The following is an 18,263-nucleotide window of genomic DNA, read 5'->3' as shown; positions in this document are numbered from 1 at the left end:
GCCGCGACAATGCGTAGCCAAACGGCGCCTCTGGCCCGAGTATTTTCTCGAAAGAGGCAAACACCACCAACCGCTCAGGGTTGACCAGATCGCGCAGGGCAACCGGTGCCGGCTTGAATCCCAGTTCGCCGCAGGTATCGTTTTCCAATAGCCAGCAATCGTACCGATCGAGCAGTTGCGCCACCTCCAGGCGGTCTTGGGACTGCAAGGCAAAGGCTGACGGCAAGCTGATCGACGACGACAGCACGACCAATTGCACTGATTCGTGACGCAGCATCCCTTCAAGCAATGCCAGTTCCAGGCGGCCATCCTCGCCCCAGGGCAGTTCAAGGACACGTACCCCGGCATCCTGCAGCAGGCGCAGGATCGACCACTCGCAGGGTGACTCGACCACCACCGAGGCACCGCGCAAGCCCAATACCTCGATAAGGATGTCGAGCACACCGCGCAAGTCCGCGCCGATGTACACGTCGTCAGCATGCCAGCAGCGGGTCGGTGATGAGGTGTAGCGAGCCGCCAGTGCTGCTCTCAGTTCCCACACCCCGCAGGGCTGTGACCAAGGCTGCAGATGCCCAGGATACTGGCGCACCAACTCGCGCTCCAGGCGCAGCAAGGTGCCGTCCAATGATGCCAGCAAGGCCGGTTCATCGCCGCTGAGCACTGTCATGCCCGGGCGCCGGGACGCCACATAGAGACGCTCGAGCAGATCCCCGCTGGGACACGCCACGGGTCCACCGGCGAGCGGCCAGGCGTAGTACCCCGACTTGGCCACCGAATACACCCTGCCCTCCTTTTCCAGCAACGAATACGCATATTGAATGGTGGAGATCGACACGTTGAGTCGCTGGGATAACTGGCGCAACGACGGCAGCTTTACGCGCGTATCCGTGCTCACCTCGTTAATCAGGCTGATCATGTAGCGGTAGACGGCCTGATAAGCAAAGTCAGCCTGCCGTGCGCCCCGCAGCGTCATCGCCCAGACAGCTGAAAGGCCATGCCATCACGGGCTTGAGACCTTTGCACAGGCGCGCTGCGGGCACCGCCGAGGGCCAGGTTCATCGGCCGCTTGCGGTACAGATGCTGGAGCAAAGGCAACGGCAACCTACTGGCATCGGCGACCCATTGCTGCAGCATCTCGGCTGCCGGTTTACCCTGCAATACCTTGTGCAACTCGGGCAACGCCACCAGCATGCCAGGGTGGCACTGACGCAAATAGCCTTCCAGCCGTTCGCCATGATGAATGAAAGGCGAAAACAGCAGGCAGACCAACTGGTTCTCGTCCAGACCGAAAAATTGTTGGGCAAGGCTGCTCGACAACGCACGCTCCCCGCGATTGGCGACCTGGTTCACCAGCTCTTCGGGCACCTGCCGACGCCGCAGGTAATTGCGCGCCTGCCCGAGGAACTCCTCCACGCCCTCCTCGTAATGCAACTCGCGCAGGCATTCGGCCTGCAGGCCGCGCAGGTGCGCCATCAACGGTGGGTTGGCAAAGCTTGGGTGGCTAAAGTGAAAGCCCAACGGATCTGGCGTGTAAGCCATGAAGTCGATGAGCAACGGCGCAGTCGCGCGGTCGATGCCTTCGAGCAAGTCGGCAATGCCGATATAGGCCAGGTGGCGATACCCGCCTGGGCTGACGTCAGCTTTGGGCACATAGTGCTCGCCGTACAGGTCACGGTAGAAGTCGCCGCTCCACTCATCCATGCGCGTGAACAACCCGCCAAGCGACGTCGGTATACCCTTGGCAGCCTTGACGCTTTTGGCCTGGGCGGCTTTTTTCAGCCAGGCCAGCAGCTGGCTCTGTTTGCGCGCGGAATCGCCGCTGACCAGCGCGTGCACGCCACCGTTCCAGGCGGTGACACGCTGATAAAAGTCCCCCAGTACCAGGTAGGCATCGTTACACAGCGTGGCGCGAACATCGCCGGAGGTCAGGTGCCCCACCATCAACATGTTGCGCTGGTGAGCTTCACAGCCACGGCTGGAGGCCGGACGCTGATGGTTGAAGGGCAACACCTGTTCGTTTTCGACCATCAACAACTCGACCCGCTCGTCATCATGGAAAAACAGCCGGCTATAACCGCGATGAATCGCGTCGAGGGTTTCTTGCGTCATACCCGCGTGGCGTAACGTTGCCACCCGTAACTGGAAGGTCCTGGGCGCACGTGCGGCAATACTCAACTGTGCGGCACGCAGTAGCGCCAAGGTGTAGCTGCTGACTTCGCCACCGCCATGGGCCACCAGCACTTTGTAATCGCCTACTTGTTCCATGCCGCCGGCGGCCACGACAATACGCTGAATCAACAATTGCAGTGCGGTGCGCTCCGCGCGTGTGAAATACCCAACCAAGCGTTGTTGAACTTGCTGGTAAACATAATTCATGGCCTGCTCGTGAATAACGCTCATAGTTCTACTACCTGAGTTGAAATATCAGTTCAAAACAACTACCGAGCGTAGTTGTCCGATCTATTGCATGTGTAAGAACGTTGCCTGCGGCGCAGTGTGTGCGACAGATAAACACTAGCACCCGGTAACAAATCGATAAGGACCGCGCACGGGCTCCTTGCACGACAGCGCAGGAGTCGAATGGCCGTACCACAAGCATCCCAGCGATTTGCGGCAGCGCTCCTAGGAATATTCAGACAAGCTCCTACAGCTCTTTAACCTCGAATTTAAAGATCCATCTGACAAATAAAACTTGTCAATTTTCAATCTCCGGTCATGCATCGATCGGAACCAGTCCTTGGCGTGCCGATCACCTCGCGTCCTGATAGCAATGGCGTCACGCGTAGTTGCAGGAAGTACCTGCTGATGAATCAGACAATCATTCATTACTCAGTCCTTGAGTTGAAAGTGAAGTACCAATTATCAGGGCTGAAATAATGATTAACAGATACAGAAGCTGGCCGAAAACCAGTTCAGATAGTTGCCGGGCCAAATACGCAGGGCGCAGACACAACAACGCCGCGCTGAATTTCAGGGCGGCGGCGGGAAAAAGGGCATCGTTTGCGGGACCGGACGGCCGTTGCGCGTTTCAGACAACGCGCGGATTCAACCCTTTCAAATGGCGCATTTGCCCCATGCGCCGAGGGTTTGTAAAACTCATTTACGAATCTTCCTACACCTCAAACAGCCTCAACCTGCAACGCAACGCGCTCGCGGCACGGGCATTCGTCCATGTAACGGTGTGCTTCTACAAACTGGTTGAACGCAAACACGGTGGTTTTCAGCGGCACCAGCACGCGATCGGCCGTCAGTTGGTTGATGTCACGCAAGGCGCGTTGCAAGGCAACGTGGTCCTGAATGATGCCCAACTCCGGCTTACCGGTGAAGTTACCGATACAGTGCACAAAGAACTGGATGTTCTTCTGGAACGCTGCACAGGCCGGGAATGGCGTCTGATTGCCGCCTTGCAAACCGTAGAGCACCAGGCTGCCACGGGGCGCCAGCACATCACCGAGCAATGACATCTGCGGGCCGCCCAAGCCATCGAACACCACATCCACGCCGCGGTTATCGGTGAACTTGTTGATTTGCATCAGCAGGTCCTGCTCTTCGGTGACGATGACCTTCTCGGCCCCCAGCGACAGCAGGTATTCACGCTCGGCGCTGTCCTTGGTGGCGGCGATCACGCGCACGCCCAGCGCCTTGCCCAGTTGTACGAACGAAGGGCCGGCACAGTGGCTGGCGTCAGTCACCAGGGCAAATTGGCCGGGTTTGACCCGCGCCAGGTCCATATAGGCAAAGTAGGCGATCAACAGCGGCGTGTAATGCACGCTGGCTTCAATCGGGCTCAGCACATCCGGATAACGGGTCAGCGCCGAACGCGGCAGCACGATTTGCTCGCCATACACGGGGTAATCATTGGGGCTCTCGGCCGGAAAACTGGCCACCTTATCGCCCACCGCCAAGTCATCTACGCCCTCACCGAGGGCCACCACCACCCCGGCCATCTCATGGCCAAGGCCGGACGGCAGACGTGCATGGGAAGACGCCAGGTTCTGGCGCCACAGAATGTCATACCAGCTGATGCCAATCGCTTCGACACGCACCTGCACTTCGCCCGGTGCGGGCTGCGCGGCTGCATGCTCTTCGCATTTGAGCACCTCGGCCGGACCAAACTTGTGAAAACGGATCGTGCGGGACATCGCAAACCTCGTCAAAGTAACCTCTAATGCCATGAACTCTATCTGGGCTTTCCAGGTAAGGCCACCGGTCGCCATTAATAGTCGACATGTCTGTCATTGATTCCGCAACTGAGGCATTTGCCTCAAGTATCGTAGGAAAACTCAATTATCCGGTGCAGAGTACCAGCCTTTCCCCGTAAGATTCATGCCGGTCATTGTTTACATGTGGCCGCTCACGTCAAGTTAGCTGACTCTTCCAGGACACAAGATGAACCGTAACGACCTGCGTCGTGTCGACCTTAACCTCTTGATCGTATTCGAAACCTTGATGCATGAGCGCAGTGTGACCCGCGCTGCCGAGAAATTGTTCCTTGGCCAGCCGGCCATCAGCGCGGCGTTGTCGCGTCTGCGTGGGCTGTTCGATGACCCGCTGTTTGTACGTACCGGGCGCAGCATGGAGCCGACGGCACGTGCCGTGGAAATCTTCGCCCTGCTCTCCCCGGCCCTGGACTCGATCTCCACCGCGGTGAGCCGCGCCGCCGAGTTCGACCCGGCCACCAGCACCGCCGTGTTCCGTATCGGCCTGTCCGACGACGTTGAATTCGCCCTGCTGCCACAACTGCTCAAACGCCTGCGCGCCGAGGCGCCTGGCATCGTGCTGGTGGTGCGCCGCGTCAACTACATCCTGATGCCAGGCCTGCTGGCCTCCGGCGAAATTTCCATCGGCGTGAGCTACACCGCCGACCTGCCGGCCAACGCCAAGCGCAAAGTGCTGCGCCGCAGCCTGCCAAAACTGCTGCGCGCCGACAGCGTGCCCGGCGCCCTGAGCCTCGACGACTTCTGCGCCCGCCCTCACGCCCTCGTGTCCTTCGCAGGCGACCTGAGCGGGTTTATTGATGAAGAGCTGGAAAAACTCGATCGCAAACGCCACGTGGTATTGGCCGTGCCGCAATTCAACGGGCTGGGCACACTGCTGGCCGGCACCGACATCCTCGCCACCGTGCCGGATTACGCCGCCGAAGCACTGACCTCCGCGGGCGGTTTGCGCGCCGAAGACCCACCGTTGCCGGTGCGCACGTTTGAGCTGCACATGGCGTGGCGTGGGTCGCAGGATAATGATCCGGGGGAGCGGTGGTTGAGGTCGCGGATTCAGATGTTTTTTGGGGATCCTGAGAGTCTCTAGGCGTCTTCTGGAGGGCTCGAATGCAACTGCCAGAGCAACGCCGACGGTTTGGCAGTCACAGCGCCGGGGCAACGGGCATGGCAATACGGGTGCGCCGCTCATTCAGGGCAAATACCGTCATCGCCAGCGCCGCAATCGCGCCGGGGATCGCAAAGACCATGAAATTCAGTTGCAGAGGCAGTTCGATCGCCATCAGCGCACCGCCCAACAGCGGGCCGACTATCGCGCCATTGCGACCGATGCCGGACGCCCAGCCCAGGCCTGTGGCGCGAATCGACAAGCTGCGCAGCCCCCGCGTACAGCAGGATCTGCGTACCAATGGTGGTGGCGCCCGCGACGAAGATCAGCAGGTACAGAACCGGCATCGGGCTGTTGATGCCCAGCAGGCTGATCGAGACCATGGCCGCGGCGAAGAAGCAGATCACGACTTTCACCAGGTTCAGGCGGTCGCCCAAACGGCCGCCGAGCAGCGCCCCGGCCATGCCGCCCAGGTTCAGCGCGATCAGGAACGACAGGCTCGACCCCAGGCTGTAACCGGCGCCGGCCATCAGCTTGGGCAGCCATGAACTCAATGCATAGACCATCAGCAGGCAGCAGAAAAACGCGACCCAGATCATCGCCGTACGTACCGCCAGGCCATGGCGGAACAGCTCTACCACCGAGGCGCCTTTACCGTTGCTGTCGACGATCACCAGTGCATCGTCGACCTCGATCCTGGTGCCTGGCGACAACCGATTAAGCAGCGCGCAAGCCTTGTCTTGTTGGCCCTGGCGGATCAGGAAGCCGATGGACTCAGGCAGCCAGTACACAATCAGTGGCAACAGCAGCAGCGGAATCACCGCCACAAAAAACATCGACTGCCAACCATAGGCCGGTAGCATGAAAATCCCCACGCTGGCGGCGAGCATGCCGCCCAGGGAATAGCCGCTGAACATGAAGGCCATCAAGGTGCTGCGCAATTTCTTCGGCGCGTATTCGTTGATCAGCGCCGCCGCGTTGGGCATCAACCCGCCGCAGCCGAGCCCGGCGATAAAACGGCAGAGACCGAACTCGGTTGGGCTGCTGGCAAAGCCATTGATCACGGTGGCCAGACTGAACAGGGTGAAACAGAACACGATGCCTTTCTTGCGCCCGAAACGGTCCGCCAGGGTGCCGAAAATCAACGCGCCGAACATCATGCCGAACAGCGCATAGCTGCCCAGGGCGCCAGCCTGCAACGGCGTCAGCCCCCACTCGCGCATGACTGACGGCAGGACCACGCCGTAGATAAACAAGTCATAGCCGTCAAAGATCAATAGCAAGGCACACAGGCTCACGATCAACCAGTGGAAGCGGTTGAACGGGGCATTATCGATAATCGAATGGACATCATGGCTACGCATGGCAGTGCTCTCTTTATTGTTGTTGTGAGTCAGTGTCAGCTGATGGAACAGCCTTAGCCGAGGTCGCCGCCGCCCACCGGCAAGGTCACGCCGGTGATGTAGGAGGCCTCGTCGCAGGCCAGGAACAGAATCGCGCCAGCTTGTTCGTCGATGCTGCCGTAGCGTTTCATCGGGCTGCTGTCGAGGGTCTGGTCGACGATCTGCTGGTACCACACACGCTCTTGCTCGCTTTGCGGCTGGCTGTTGCGCGGGATCCGCCGTGGCGGTGCCTCGGTGCCGCCGGGCGCGGTGGCGTTGACCCGGATCCCGCTGCCGGCAGTCTCCAGGGCCAGGCAGGCCGTCAAGGCATTCACGCCGCCCTTGGCCGCGCCATACGGCACGCGATTGACCCCACGCGTCGCCACGGAAGACACGTTGACGATGGCGCCCGCGCCCTGCTCCAGCATGTAGGGCAGCACGCAATGGCAGCACCACAATGTAGGGAACAGCGAGCGGCGCACTTCGGCCTCGATTTCAGCCTCGGCGTAATGCTCGAAAGGCTTGGCCCAGATAGTCCCGCCGACGTTGTTGACCAGCACGTCGATGCGCCCGAAACGCGCCGTGGCGGCGGCCATCACCCGCGCGCACTCGCTGTAGTGTTCCAGGTCGGCGGTCAGCAGCAGCGCTCGCTCATGCTGCAATTCATGCACCAGCTCGGAGCGATCCACTGCGACCAGCCAGGCGCCCTCCTCCAGCAAGCGCTCGGCGACACGCCGGCCGATCCCTTGGGCAGCGCCGGTGACCAGCGCGACCTTGTTGTTAAACCGTTGAGTCATGCGGCAGTCCTCAGGCGGCATCGCACGTGGCGACGGCGTTAGCGGTGAATTTCTCGTAATGGAAGCTGGCCGGGGTCACGCCCTGCTGCTTGAAGTGCTCGCGCACCGCATCGACCATCGGCGGCGGGCCGCACAGGTACACGTCGACATCGCCGCCATTGAGGGCTTCGTCGGCCATGTGCTGGGTTACATAGCCCTGGCGCGGGTGAGTGGTGTGCGGATCAGCCACGCAGGTCACCAGGTTGAAGTCGGGCAAACGCGCGGTAAAAGCCTGCAACGCCTCGACCATCACCAGGTCCTGATCCCTCGTTACGCCGTAGATCAAGCGGATTGGGCGGGTTTCCTGGCGCTGCGCGAGCACTTCAAGCATCGACAGGAACGGCGCCAGGCCGGTACCACCGGCGAGTAACAGCAGCGGCCGCGCCACCTCACGCAGGTAGAAACTCCCCAGTGGCCCGGTGATCGCCACGCGGTCGCCCGGCTGGGCGTGCTCCAGCCAGCTGCTCATCAACCCGCCGGGCACGTGCTTGATCAGGAAGCTGGCGTGCGTGTCGCCCGGGCGACTGCTGAAGGAGTAAGCGCGTGTCTGCCCACTGTCGGGCACGCTGATATTCACGTACTGGCCGGGCAGGAATACCGGCGCCGGGTCCAGCTCGAAACTCACCTGCAGCGCGGCATCGGCATGTCGGGTGATGCCGGCCAGCGTCGCGGCAAACTGCGTGGTGCCGGTCTTGCAGGCGCTGGACGGCACCGGCACGGCGATCACGCAGTCGGACTGCGGCACCATCTGGCAGGTCAGAACCAGGCGCGCCTGCGCTTCGTCGGCGCTCAGCGCGTCGTCGATATAGTCGTCGCCCAAGTCGTAGGCGCCGGTTTCACAGCGGCATTTGCAGGTGCCGCACACACCGTCCGAGCAGTCCATGGGCAGGTTGATGCGTTGGCGGAAGGCGGCATCGAGCACCTTTTCCCCCACCTTGCAGTCGATGAAGCGGGTCACCCCATCTTCGAAGTTCAGGGCAATGGCATACGTCATGGCGGTGTCCTCAGATGTGGTAGATGTCGATGACCTGGTGGATGTAGTCGTTTTTAAGCACCACCTTCTTGCGCGTGATCAGCGGCTGCTCGGCACGGATGTCGAGGCGATAGAAGGAGGTACCGAAATAACTGTCGGTGGTTTTGTAGCGGTGGCTGAGGGTGTGCCAGTTGAAACGCAGGTCCACCTGCGAGCCGTCGTCGGCCAGCACTTCGAGGTTGCACAGCATGTGCACGGTGCGTGGCTCGGGCGTGCTGGCGCTGGAGCGCTCGGTCTTGATGCGGAAGATGCGGTCTTCCAGACCGTCACGGCTGGGGTAGTAGATCAGCGAGATTTCGCGCTGCGGGTCTTCGGTGAGGGTGTCGTGATCGTCCCAGGCGGGCATCCAGAACTCGGCCTTGGGCGAATAGCAGGCCAGCCAGTCATCCCATTGGCGGTCGTCGAGCAAGCGCGCTTCACGGTAGAGAAAATCCAGCAGGTGCTCACGGGCAAGGCTCATGGCTGCACCTCGCGGTCGCTGGCAATCAGCCCTTGCTGTTCGCGCTCGATCGCACGCTGCAGGCTTTGGGCCCAGTGCGCATGCTGGCGCACAAACAAGCCCTCGTCCTCGGTCTTGACCCCGCTGAGCTGCGGTTGCATACCCATGGCCAAGGCATTCTCATCGGCCCCTTCCACCCACTGTTTGGCGCCACGGCTGAGGTCATTCCACAGGGTGCTCGCGCCCTGGTAACCGGTCTGGCAGGCGCGGAATTCCTCGAGGTCATCCGGGGTGCCCATGCCGCTGACGTTAAAGAAGTCTTCGTACTGGCGAATCCGCGTGGCGCGCTCCTGGGCGCTTTCGCCGATGGGCGCCATGCAATAGATAGTCACTTCGGTTTTATCCACGGCGAGGGGGCGCACCACGCGGATCTGGGTCGAGAACTGGTCCATCAGGTACACATTGGGGTAGAGGCAGAGGTTGCGGGTCTGGTCGACGATAAAGTCGGCGCGCGCCTGGCCCAGGCGTTCGGCCAAGGCCTCGCGGTGAGCGTGCACCGGACGCACTTCTGGGTTGAGCAGGCGCGTCCACAGCAGGATATGCCCGTGGTCGAAGGCGTAGACGCCGCCCAGGCTTTTCGACCAGCCATTGGCGTCGACGGTGCGCGTGCCTTCGGCCTCGTAGTTGCGCCGGCCCATGGTCGCCGAGTAGTTCCAGTGCACGGAGCTGACGTGATAACCGTCGGCGCCGTTTTCGATTTGCAGCTTCCAGTTGCCGTCATAGACATAGGATGAGCTGCCGCGCAGCACCTCCAGGCCCAAAGGCGCCTGGTCGACCATCTGGTCGATGATCACGCGGGTTTCGCCCAGGTAATCGCGCAGTTCCGGCACCGCATCGCTGAGGCTGCCGAACAGGAAACCGCGATAGCTTTCAAAGCGCGCCAGGCGCTTGAGGTCATGGGAGCCGTCGCAGTCGAAGCTGTCCGGGTAGGCGCCGGTCTTGGCGTCCTTGACCTTGAGCAGCTTGCCGGCGTTGCTGAACGTCCAGCCATGGAAGGGGCAAGTGAATGAGCCCTTGTTGCCTTGTTTGCGCCGGCACAGCATGGCGCCGCGATGCGCGCAGGCGTTGACCAGGCCATGCAGCGCGGCGTGTTTGTCACGGGTAATGACCACCGGCTGGCGGCCGATCCAGGTGGTGAAGTAATCGTTGATCTCGGGCACCTGGCTTTCATGGGCCAGGTAGATCCAGCCGCCTTCGAAGATGTGTTTCATCTCCAGGGCAAACAGGTCGGGGTCGGTAAAGATGTCGCGGCGGCAGCGGAACACTCCGGTGGCGGGGTCTTCCTGTACGGACTCGCGCAATTGGCCGGCGAGTCGGTCGAGTGTACTGATCATGGGGCGGGCCCTCCGTTGTTCTTGTATCAGGCGCCCTCACCGTACGTGTTCGCCCTGCGCGTCAATATCCGCTGCCTGCACATCGTTATCCGCCAGGCGCACGTCGCTTAACGATGGCGTTTGAAGGTCTGCGACGGCAGTTCGCCGAAGCATTTGCGATAGGCCTCGGCAAACCGCCCCAGGTGCATGAAGCCATGGTCCAAAGCCACCTCGGTCACGCTGCGCGTGCTGCGTAGTTGCAAGCGTGCGTGCACGCGTTCGAGCTTGCAGCGGCGTACATAGTCGCGCGGCGACAGCCCCACCTGGCGCGCAAACAGGCTGTACAGCGAACGTTCGCTGACGTTGGCCACCGCCATCAACTGCTCGACGCTGATGTGATCGCCCAGGTGCTGCTGGATAAATTCGCGCACCGCTTCAAACCCACCGCCGTGGGCCGCCTGGGGGATCACCCGCAACACATTGCTGCCCAGCAATGCCAGCAGCTTGTTGGCCACGATGCGTTCATACAGACCCTGCGTGTGGGGCTCGGCAGCGTTTTCCGCCTCATGGCAGATCAGCCCGAGCAACGGCAGGAAGCCGCCCATTTCACTGAGCGCGTGGCGGGCCGTCGCGAAGCGGATGCCCACCTGCGGCAGGCTCCAGTGCTGCTCCAGGCAGGCGTTTTCCAGCAGGCGCACCGGCAGTTTGATGATGAATTTCTCGCAGTCGGCAGAATAGGTCAGGTCTACCGGGTCGTCCGGGTTGATCAGCAGGATTTCCCCCGGCCCGAACACGTCATCCTCACCACGGGAGCTGGAGCGGCAATGCCCGCTCAACAGGATCTGCAGGTGATAGATGGTCTCCAGCGCCACCGATGTGACCCGTACCGGAGCGCCGTAGCTGATGCGGCACAGGTCCAGGCTGGCAAAGGTGCGATGGCTGATACTCGCCCGTGGCCGGCCCTTGGGAGGCAGGCGAATGCAGTGGCTGCCCACATGCTGGTTGACGTAGTCCGACACCGCGTAGGCATCGGCACCCCGGAAAATCTGGCTGCGCTCACTCAATAGCACGGTCATGGTTGCGACTCTTTTATAGTTATTGGGCTCAGGCTGACGCGTGGGTACGGGGGCGTCCAATATGGAAAAAGTCTGAAGGGATACCCTGGAGGTATTGTCGGGCGTTCTGCGCCAGGGTTTCAGCGGTGCGCCGGGGCGCGCAGGGCTTGGGGTGAGCATGGCGTGCTAAAACTTTGAAACAATACGCTTGGCCGGATTGGACGGCCGCTCGGGTACCTAGCGATACCCCCGCGCCTGAACATCGAACAACTCGGCATAGCGCCCACCCGCCGCCATCAATTGGTGATGGCTACCCTCCTCGAGGATTCGCCCGCCGTCCAGCACGATGATGTGGTCGGCATTGCGCACGCTGGAGAAGCGATGGGAAATCAACAACGTCATGCGGCCCTTGGCGTGTTCGCGAAAGTGCTCGAACACCGCCGCCTCGGCGCCGGCGTCCAGCGCGGCCGTCGGCTCGTCAAGAATCAGCAGGTCCGCCTCCTGGCGCATATACGCGCGTGACAAGGCGACTTTCTGCCATTGCCCACCCGACAACTCCTGGCCGCCAAGCCAGCGCCCTAACGGTGTGCCGTAGGCCTTGCTCAGGCGCTCGATGAATTCAGCGGCCACCCCTTGTGTGGCGGCCGTGCGCCAGCGCGCCTCGTCGTTCAGCGCATCGACGTCACCCACGCCAAGGTTCTCGCCGACGGTCATCTGGTAGCGGATGTAATCCTGGAAAATCACCCCGATGCGCTGGCGCAGTGTCTGTTCATCCCAGTCTTGCAAGTCGCTGCCATCCAGCAGAATGCGCCCCGCGTGCGGGGTATACAGGCGCGTGAGCAGTTTGATCAGGCTGGTTTTGCCCGAGCCGTTCTCGCCCACCAGGGCCAGGCTTTGCCCCGGCGCCAAGTGCAGGTTGATGTCAGTCAATGCCGGCCGCTCAGCGCCGGGATAACTGAAGCCCACGTGCTCGCAGCGCAGACCGTCGCCGGGACGCGCGCCCTGGGTAAGCCGGCCACGGGGCACGACCACAGGGGTCAGCAGGTACTCATAAAGGTCCGACAGAAACAGGCTGTCGTCATACAGGCCGGCAATCGCGCTGAGGCTGGCGGTGATCGCGCTTTGCCCCTGCTTGAACAGCACGATGTACATGGTCATCTGGCCCAGGCTGGTCTGGCCGCGCACGGTGTCCAGCACCACCCAGGCGTAAGCCACATAAAACGCCGCGGTGCCCAGCAGGCCCAGGGCAAAGCCCCAGGCATCCCGGCGCACCGTCAACTGGTGGTCTTCGGTGTACAAGCGCCGGGCGTTGTCGCGGTAGCGCTTGAGGAACAGCGGCGCCAGGCCGAACAGTTTGACCTCTTTGGCGTGGGTTTCGTGGGACAGCAGCGATTCCAGGTAATTCTGCTGACGGGTCTCGGGCGCGCGCCGGTGGAACAGGCGAAACGCATTGCCCGAGAAATGCGTCTCGGCGAAGAACACCGGTAACGCGCCGACCACCAGAATCACCAGCGCCCACGGCGAAAAGTGCACCAACAGCACGGCAAAGCTGATCAGCGAGATCAGGTTCTGCACCAGCCCCAGGCCCTTGGTGACCAGGCTCAGCGGCCGTGTCGACGCGCCCTGGCGCACGCGCACCAGCTTGTCGTGGAACTCGGCGTCTTCAAATTGCAGGAGTGAGAGGGTCTGGGCTTTCTCCAGAATCATCAGGTTGACCTTCACCCCCAACTGCACCCGCAGCAACGATTGCTGCATGGACAACGCACGCTGGGCGGCGGCCAGCAGCGCCAACACGCCCGCCTCGGCCAGCACGTACTGCATCACTGGCCACACGGGCGCCTGGCTGCCGGCGGCATGAATCTGCATCGCGTGCACCACGCCATCGACAATGCGCTGGCCGATCCAGGCAGCCAGCGCAGGCAACAGACCGGCAACGATGGTGGCCAGCAGCAAGCCTATGAATAAGGGACGCGACGTGCCCCACACCAGCTTCAGTGCCCGGCGCGCCTGGATGGAAAACGCGCTCAATCGATTCAACAGCACCATGAATGGCATGGACTCCGTGTGGGGGGCTGGGGTGAGACGGGTGGATTATGGCAGGCGATGGCGTTGCGCACATCCAACGGTGAGGCAACAGGGGCAAGTGGTGGAGCAAGGGGCACCACGGCAGATTCTCGGCGCGCCGCAGCATGACAACCCCCGCAATCCCTATGCGCAGCCCATAACCTGCGACATTCAATCCTTGCTCAATTTGGGTATGGCCATACGGCTGCCCGCTTTGATTTCACGCAACGCCAGACTCGACTGAATAGACGCAATACCAACCTGGCGCCGCAACACTTGCTCGATAAAGTCGCTGTAGCTATCAAGGTCCTCCGCCAACACTTGGAGCACGTAGTCGGCGTCTCCGGTGATCTTGTGGCAGGCCAATACCTCTGGCAATTGCGCAATCACTGCCTCAAAGGCGTCCGGAGCGTGGTCAGCATGCGTGGAAAAGCGGATGTGCACGAATGCCATGATATCCAGCCCCAGCATTCTCCGATCAAGCGTTGCCTGATAGCCCTTTATCACCCCCGCCTCCTCCATTCTCTTGCGCCGTCGCCAGCAAGGCGTAAGGCTCAATGAAAGCCGCTCACTGAGTTCGGCATTGGAAATGCTCGCGTCCTCCTGCAATAACTCAAGAATGGCCAGATCGGTCTCATCGAGGCTGATGCGTCTGGATATATTTTTCTTCATTACGTCATTCCAGAGTTAAATCGCCCGATAAATATACAAAATCACAAAAACAAAGCAAAGAAATCGCCTCCTGACCAGAACAGAATATTTGCACTGGCTCACATTAACGGATGCGCAGAATGTTTACAGTTTTCAGTGATTCCCACCGTCTGCACCATGGCACCGAGTTGAAGGATGGCGTGCTCAAGCCGTCGTTCGAGCAGCCCAGTCGGGCCGACACCGTTCACAACCGCGTCAAGCAAGTAGGCCTTGGCCGGATTGTCGAACCCCGCGTGTTCGACCGCTCGTGTTACGTCAACGCGCACAGCGAGCGCTACGTGAGCTTCCTGGAAAGCGCCTGGTCGCAATGGTGCGCCACAGGGCGCACCCATGATGCGCTGCCACTGGTGTGGCCTGTACGTGACTTGGCCAACGATCAGGTGCCGACGTTCATTGACGGCAAACTCGGCTTCTATGCGATGGATGCCGGCTCGCCGATCACTGCCAGCACCTGGCAGGCGGTCAAGACCAGTGCCGATATCGCCCTGACGGGCCTGGCGCTTATCGATGAAGGCCATGACAGTGCCTTTGCCCTTTGTCGTCCGCCGGGCCATCACGCGGCGCGTGAATACATGGGGGGTTACTGCTATCTCAACAACGCGGCCATTGCTGCACAGCAGGCAATCACCCAGGGCGCCAAACGCGTCGCGGTGCTCGACGTCGATTTTCATCACGGTAACGGCACCCAGAACATTTTTTACCCGCGCAATGACGTGATGTTCATATCGCTGCACGGCGAGCCGGCCGTGTCCTATCCCTACTATTCGGGGTTCAGCGATGAAGTCGGCGCAGGTGTTGGCGAAGGGTTCAACCTCAACTACCCGATGCCGAAAAACACCGCCTGGGATACCTACCGCGACGCCCTGCTGCATGCCTGCAGGAAACTCCATCAATTCTCGCCGCAGGTATTGGTGATCTCACTGGGGGTCGACACCTTCAAGGACGACCCGATCAGTCACTTCCTGCTGGAAAGCGAGGATTTCATCGGGATCGGCGAGCTGATAGCGAGTGTGGGTTGCCCCACCCTGTTTGTGATGGAAGGCGGCTATATGGTCGATGAAATCGGAATCAACGCGGTGAACGTACTGCATGGCTTCGAGAGCAAGCGCGCTTGAGCATCCGCCCGAAGACGGCGTGATCAACCTGAACATATAAAAAACCTGTTCCAGAGGCTTGATCAGCAGCCGACCAAAGCCGCCCATCTGCGCACGGCCCGTTGACCTGCGAGTGACACCCCCAGGCGTGTGCAGGGGGGCCATCGCTGTCCAGATAAACCAACACCGTCACCCGCCTTTGCATCCTGACAATGGCGCTGGCTATGCACTTTTCTGCCAAAACTCAAAAACATAAGATCAAGAGGTTTTGAAATGAAATCGAATCTATCAGAGCAGGTTGAGCAGCCTGCGCTGCAGCGCACGCTCAGCAATCGTCACATCCAGTTAATGGCAATGGGCGGAGCCATTGGTACAGGTTTGTTCATGGGCTCCGGAAAGATCATCGCCCTCTCCGGCACCTCGATCATCCTTATCTACATGATCATTGGCCTGTTCGTTTACTTCATCATGCGTGCCATGGGCGAAATGCTGCTTTCCAATTTGAATTTCAAGACCTTTGCGGATTTTGCCGGCGCCTACCTGGGGCCTCGCGCTGCATTTTTTCTCGGCTGGTCCTATTGGCTTAGCTGGAGCGTTGCGGTGATCGGCGATGCCGTCGTGGTCGGCGGTTTTTTCCAGTACTGGTTTCCCCATCTGCCTGCCTGGATACCGGCTATCGGGATGCTGGCGACACTGTTTGCCTTGAACGTGCTGACGGTCAGGCTTTTCGGTGAAGTCGAATTCTGGTTCGCGATCATTAAGATCATCGCCGTCGTAACGCTTATCGGGGTCAGCATCGTACTGATTGGCAGCTCGTTCGTTTCGCCCAATGGCGTCACCGCGTCGCTGAGCCATCTGGTGGATAAGCAGGCTGCATTCCCTAATGGCTTGCTTGGTTTTTTTGCCGGCTTTCAGATGGCGATATTCTCATTTGCCGGCACCGAGTTGATCGGCACCGCTGCAGCAGAAACCCGCGCTCCGCAGAGGACGTTACCCAAGGCAATCAACTCGATTCCACTGCGAATCATCCTGTTCTACGTGTTGGCATTGGCCTGCATTATTGCCGTGACGTCCTGGCAACAGGTTTCACCGGTAAAAAGCCCTTTTGTCGAGCTTTTCCTCGTCGCAGGCTTTCCCGCAGCAGCCGGCATCGTTAACTTCGTGGTCCTGACATCCGCCGCGTCATCGGCCAACAGCGGCGTATTCTCCTCCAGCCGCATGCTGTTCGGGCTGGCGAATCAAGACAACGCTCCGGGTATTTTTCGGCGTCTATCGGGCAACAGCGTGCCTCTGTTGAGCCTGGCCTTCACGACACTGTTGATGCTGTCAGGTGTGCTCGTGCTGTTCATCGTTCCGCAAGTCATGACAGCTTTCACCATCGTGTCCACCGTGTCGGCGATCCTGGTGATCTTCACGTGGTCGACCATCCTCGCGTCTTACATTGCCTATCGCAAAAAACGTCCTGAGCTTCACGCCAAATCTGCTTACAAGATGCCAGGCGGCGTGCCAATGGCCTGGTTGTCACTGGCTTTTATGGGCTTCGTGCTCTGCCTGCTGGCATTGAGACCTGACACACGCGTGGCGTTGATGGTCATGCCGGGGTGGTTCATATGGCTGGCAATTGCCTATCAGCTGACACGTAGCAGGAAACCAAAAACCGCCGTTGAATCGGCAGGGCAATTCGGTTGAGTCAAAAGGCGTATTTCAACCGGCAACGACCACGGCAGAAAACCCCACACGTGCGCGTGTCAAAGGTTGATTAAAACAGAAGAAAATTGGACTCAAGGAAAACCTGATGACTACCGATCCAGGGCTGAGCTGCAGCCGGGCTAGCGGAGCCGGATCCTGCGTGGCTCCGGGCAGGTAGAGGCAGTACTCACTGATCAGAGGCGAGTAGCCTTTTAACTTCGGCAATGATCAAGTCGATGTTGAATGGCTTCGCCAATACCGCATCAAACAGGTCCGATCTCTGCATACCGATGTGTGCCTGAGCACCGCTCATCAAGATGATCGGCAATTGATTAGCGCAAGGGAGGGCTCGAACGGCTGTGGCAAATTCCAGGCCGTCCATCACGGGCATCATAAAGTCGGTGATGATCAAGGCAGGCCTTTCTCTATCCAGCACTTCCAGTCCTTTTCGACCATTGCTGGCAGTCACCACCATGAACCCCTCATCCTCCAGTGCGAAGCTGAGAATGTCAGCGATCAAATACTCGTCATCGACGACCAGGATGGTGGTCATGTTAATTCAACCCACTCAAAAGCTTAAGAAAGTGAACCGGGCGATGTCCCAGTGGGGGCTGAAGGTTCATGTCTCGAAGCCTTTTTCAGGAAAACATCGCGATCTTGGATGACAACCTCAAATCTGGAGGGGTCATAAGAGCTATCTCGTACCTTAAGAATGGAAAGCGTCCTGCTTAGTTCAGAGTGATTCTCAGAGAACCGCATCAGCATCAAGTTATCGACGATGCTGGACAGGTCAGAGTTCGGCGCGCTGACCTCGGAGCCAAATAGATCACGCATTTCCCAGGACGCGAATACGGTTACGCCCCTGGAGCGCAGTTCATTCATCAGCGCACTCAAGAAGTCAGTAATTCGCGCCGGATTTGTAGAAACTCGTGTCATACCGCTAAGGCTATCGATGAACAGGCGCTTGATGCCCTTCTCTTCTACAAGACTCAACAAGCGTGCGCCCAACCCATCCAGCAACCCCTCAGTGGTAGGCTGCCAGGCAATGCTCAGGGCGCCGCTGTTCTCCATGCCTTGGATATCGATACCCAATGATTGGCCTTTGAGTCGCAACCGTTGCGGGCTTTCATAAAAGCCAAAATGCAGTCCCGGAGCATCCACCGTCGACTCGGCCAGAAACTTCAGGCCCAGCGTCGTTTTACCAATGCCGGAGGGGCCCATGACCAGAGACACGCTGGAACTGTAAAGGCCGCCCCCCAATATGC

At 60.1% G+C, this 18,263-nt stretch carries 15 protein-coding genes and 1 pseudogene; 3 read left to right on the top strand and 13 right to left on the bottom strand.

Annotation, left to right across the window (positions count from 1 at the left end; all coding sequences use genetic code 11):
* The 3 genes from FEM54_RS05595 to FEM54_RS05585 all read right to left on the bottom strand — a co-directional run.
* Nucleotides 1-973, bottom strand: a 973-nt coding sequence (locus tag FEM54_RS05595; RefSeq protein ID WP_138449892.1) for a GntR family transcriptional regulator, incomplete at its 3' end; no start/stop codon positions are given.
* Nucleotides 970-2,400, bottom strand: a complete 1,431-nt coding sequence (locus FEM54_RS05590) for a hypothetical protein (protein WP_138449890.1) — start codon at nt 2,398-2,400, stop codon at nt 970-972. The genes FEM54_RS05590 and FEM54_RS05595, both read right to left, overlap by 4 nt.
* Before the next feature lie 719 nt (nt 2,401-3,119).
* Nucleotides 3,120-4,142, bottom strand: a complete 1,023-nt coding sequence (locus FEM54_RS05585; RefSeq protein ID WP_017135574.1) for a zinc-dependent alcohol dehydrogenase family protein — start codon at nt 4,140-4,142, stop codon at nt 3,120-3,122.
* 247 nt (nt 4,143-4,389) lie between these two features.
* Between FEM54_RS05585 and FEM54_RS05580 the strand changes: the two genes are divergently transcribed.
* A complete protein-coding gene (locus tag FEM54_RS05580; protein WP_138449889.1) occupies nt 4,390-5,304 on the top strand; it encodes a LysR family transcriptional regulator in 915 nt (304 codons plus the stop codon).
* A 55-nt stretch (nt 5,305-5,359) separates the two neighbouring features.
* Here FEM54_RS05580 and FEM54_RS05575 read toward each other — a convergent pair.
* The 8 genes and pseudogenes from FEM54_RS05575 to FEM54_RS05540 all read right to left on the bottom strand — a co-directional run bounded on the left by FEM54_RS05575 (nt 5,360) and on the right by FEM54_RS05540 (nt 14,176).
* A pseudogene (locus FEM54_RS05575) lies at nt 5,360-6,686 on the bottom strand (MFS transporter).
* A 53-nt stretch (nt 6,687-6,739) separates the two neighbouring features.
* Nucleotides 6,740-7,501, bottom strand: coding sequence for a 1,6-dihydroxycyclohexa-2,4-diene-1-carboxylate dehydrogenase (locus FEM54_RS05570; RefSeq protein WP_099549812.1), 762 nt, complete (start codon nt 7,499-7,501; stop codon nt 6,740-6,742).
* 10 nt (nt 7,502-7,511) lie between these two features.
* Entirely contained in the window at nt 7,512-8,534 is a 1,023-nt protein-coding gene (gene benC, locus FEM54_RS05565; protein WP_138449887.1) for a benzoate 1,2-dioxygenase electron transfer component BenC, read from the bottom strand.
* 10 nt (nt 8,535-8,544) lie between these two features.
* A complete protein-coding gene (benB, locus tag FEM54_RS05560) occupies nt 8,545-9,033 on the bottom strand; it encodes a benzoate 1,2-dioxygenase small subunit (protein WP_099549814.1) in 489 nt (162 codons plus the stop codon).
* Nucleotides 9,030-10,406 carry a Rieske 2Fe-2S domain-containing protein gene (locus FEM54_RS05555; RefSeq protein WP_099549815.1) on the bottom strand — a complete coding sequence of 459 codons (1,377 nt, stop codon included), beginning with the start codon at nt 10,404-10,406 and terminating at the stop codon, nt 9,030-9,032. Before FEM54_RS05555 ends, benB begins: the two co-directional genes overlap by 4 nt.
* A gap of 107 nt (nt 10,407-10,513) precedes the next feature.
* A complete protein-coding gene (locus FEM54_RS05550; RefSeq protein WP_138449886.1) occupies nt 10,514-11,461 on the bottom strand; it encodes an AraC family transcriptional regulator in 948 nt (315 codons plus the stop codon).
* A 216-nt stretch (nt 11,462-11,677) separates the two neighbouring features.
* The gene (locus FEM54_RS05545) at nt 11,678-13,486 is read right to left on the bottom strand and encodes an ABC transporter ATP-binding protein (protein ID WP_138449885.1); all 1,809 of its coding nucleotides are present in this window, start codon (nt 13,484-13,486) and stop codon (nt 11,678-11,680) included.
* A 189-nt stretch (nt 13,487-13,675) separates the two neighbouring features.
* Complete coding sequence (locus tag FEM54_RS05540) at nt 13,676-14,176, bottom strand: Lrp/AsnC family transcriptional regulator (RefSeq protein WP_056859928.1); 501 nt, start codon at nt 14,174-14,176, stop codon at nt 13,676-13,678.
* A gap of 119 nt (nt 14,177-14,295) precedes the next feature.
* Here FEM54_RS05540 and FEM54_RS05535 point away from each other — a divergent pair, with 119 nt between their 5' ends.
* Both FEM54_RS05535 and FEM54_RS05530 read left to right on the top strand, forming a co-directional pair.
* Nucleotides 14,296-15,330, top strand: a complete 1,035-nt coding sequence (locus FEM54_RS05535) for a histone deacetylase family protein (RefSeq protein WP_138449883.1) — start codon at nt 14,296-14,298, stop codon at nt 15,328-15,330.
* A 252-nt stretch (nt 15,331-15,582) separates the two neighbouring features.
* Nucleotides 15,583-16,998, top strand: coding sequence for an amino acid permease (locus tag FEM54_RS05530; protein ID WP_138449882.1), 1,416 nt, complete (start codon nt 15,583-15,585; stop codon nt 16,996-16,998).
* 187 nt (nt 16,999-17,185) lie between these two features.
* Here the strand turns inward: FEM54_RS05530 and FEM54_RS05525 are convergent, their stop codons facing one another.
* Complete coding sequence (locus FEM54_RS05525; RefSeq protein ID WP_017135562.1) at nt 17,186-17,551, bottom strand: response regulator; 366 nt, start codon at nt 17,549-17,551, stop codon at nt 17,186-17,188.
* 23 nt (nt 17,552-17,574) lie between these two features.
* On the bottom strand, nt 17,575-18,263 hold a 689-nt coding region (locus FEM54_RS05520), incomplete at its 5' end, for an ATPase domain-containing protein (RefSeq protein WP_276614441.1).

This window comes from Pseudomonas edaphica (assembly GCF_005863185.1).
GTDB lineage: Bacteria > Pseudomonadota > Gammaproteobacteria > Pseudomonadales > Pseudomonadaceae > Aquipseudomonas > Aquipseudomonas edaphica.
Note: the sequence above shows the minus strand (reverse complement) of the source record. Positions and strands in the feature narration are given on the sequence as shown.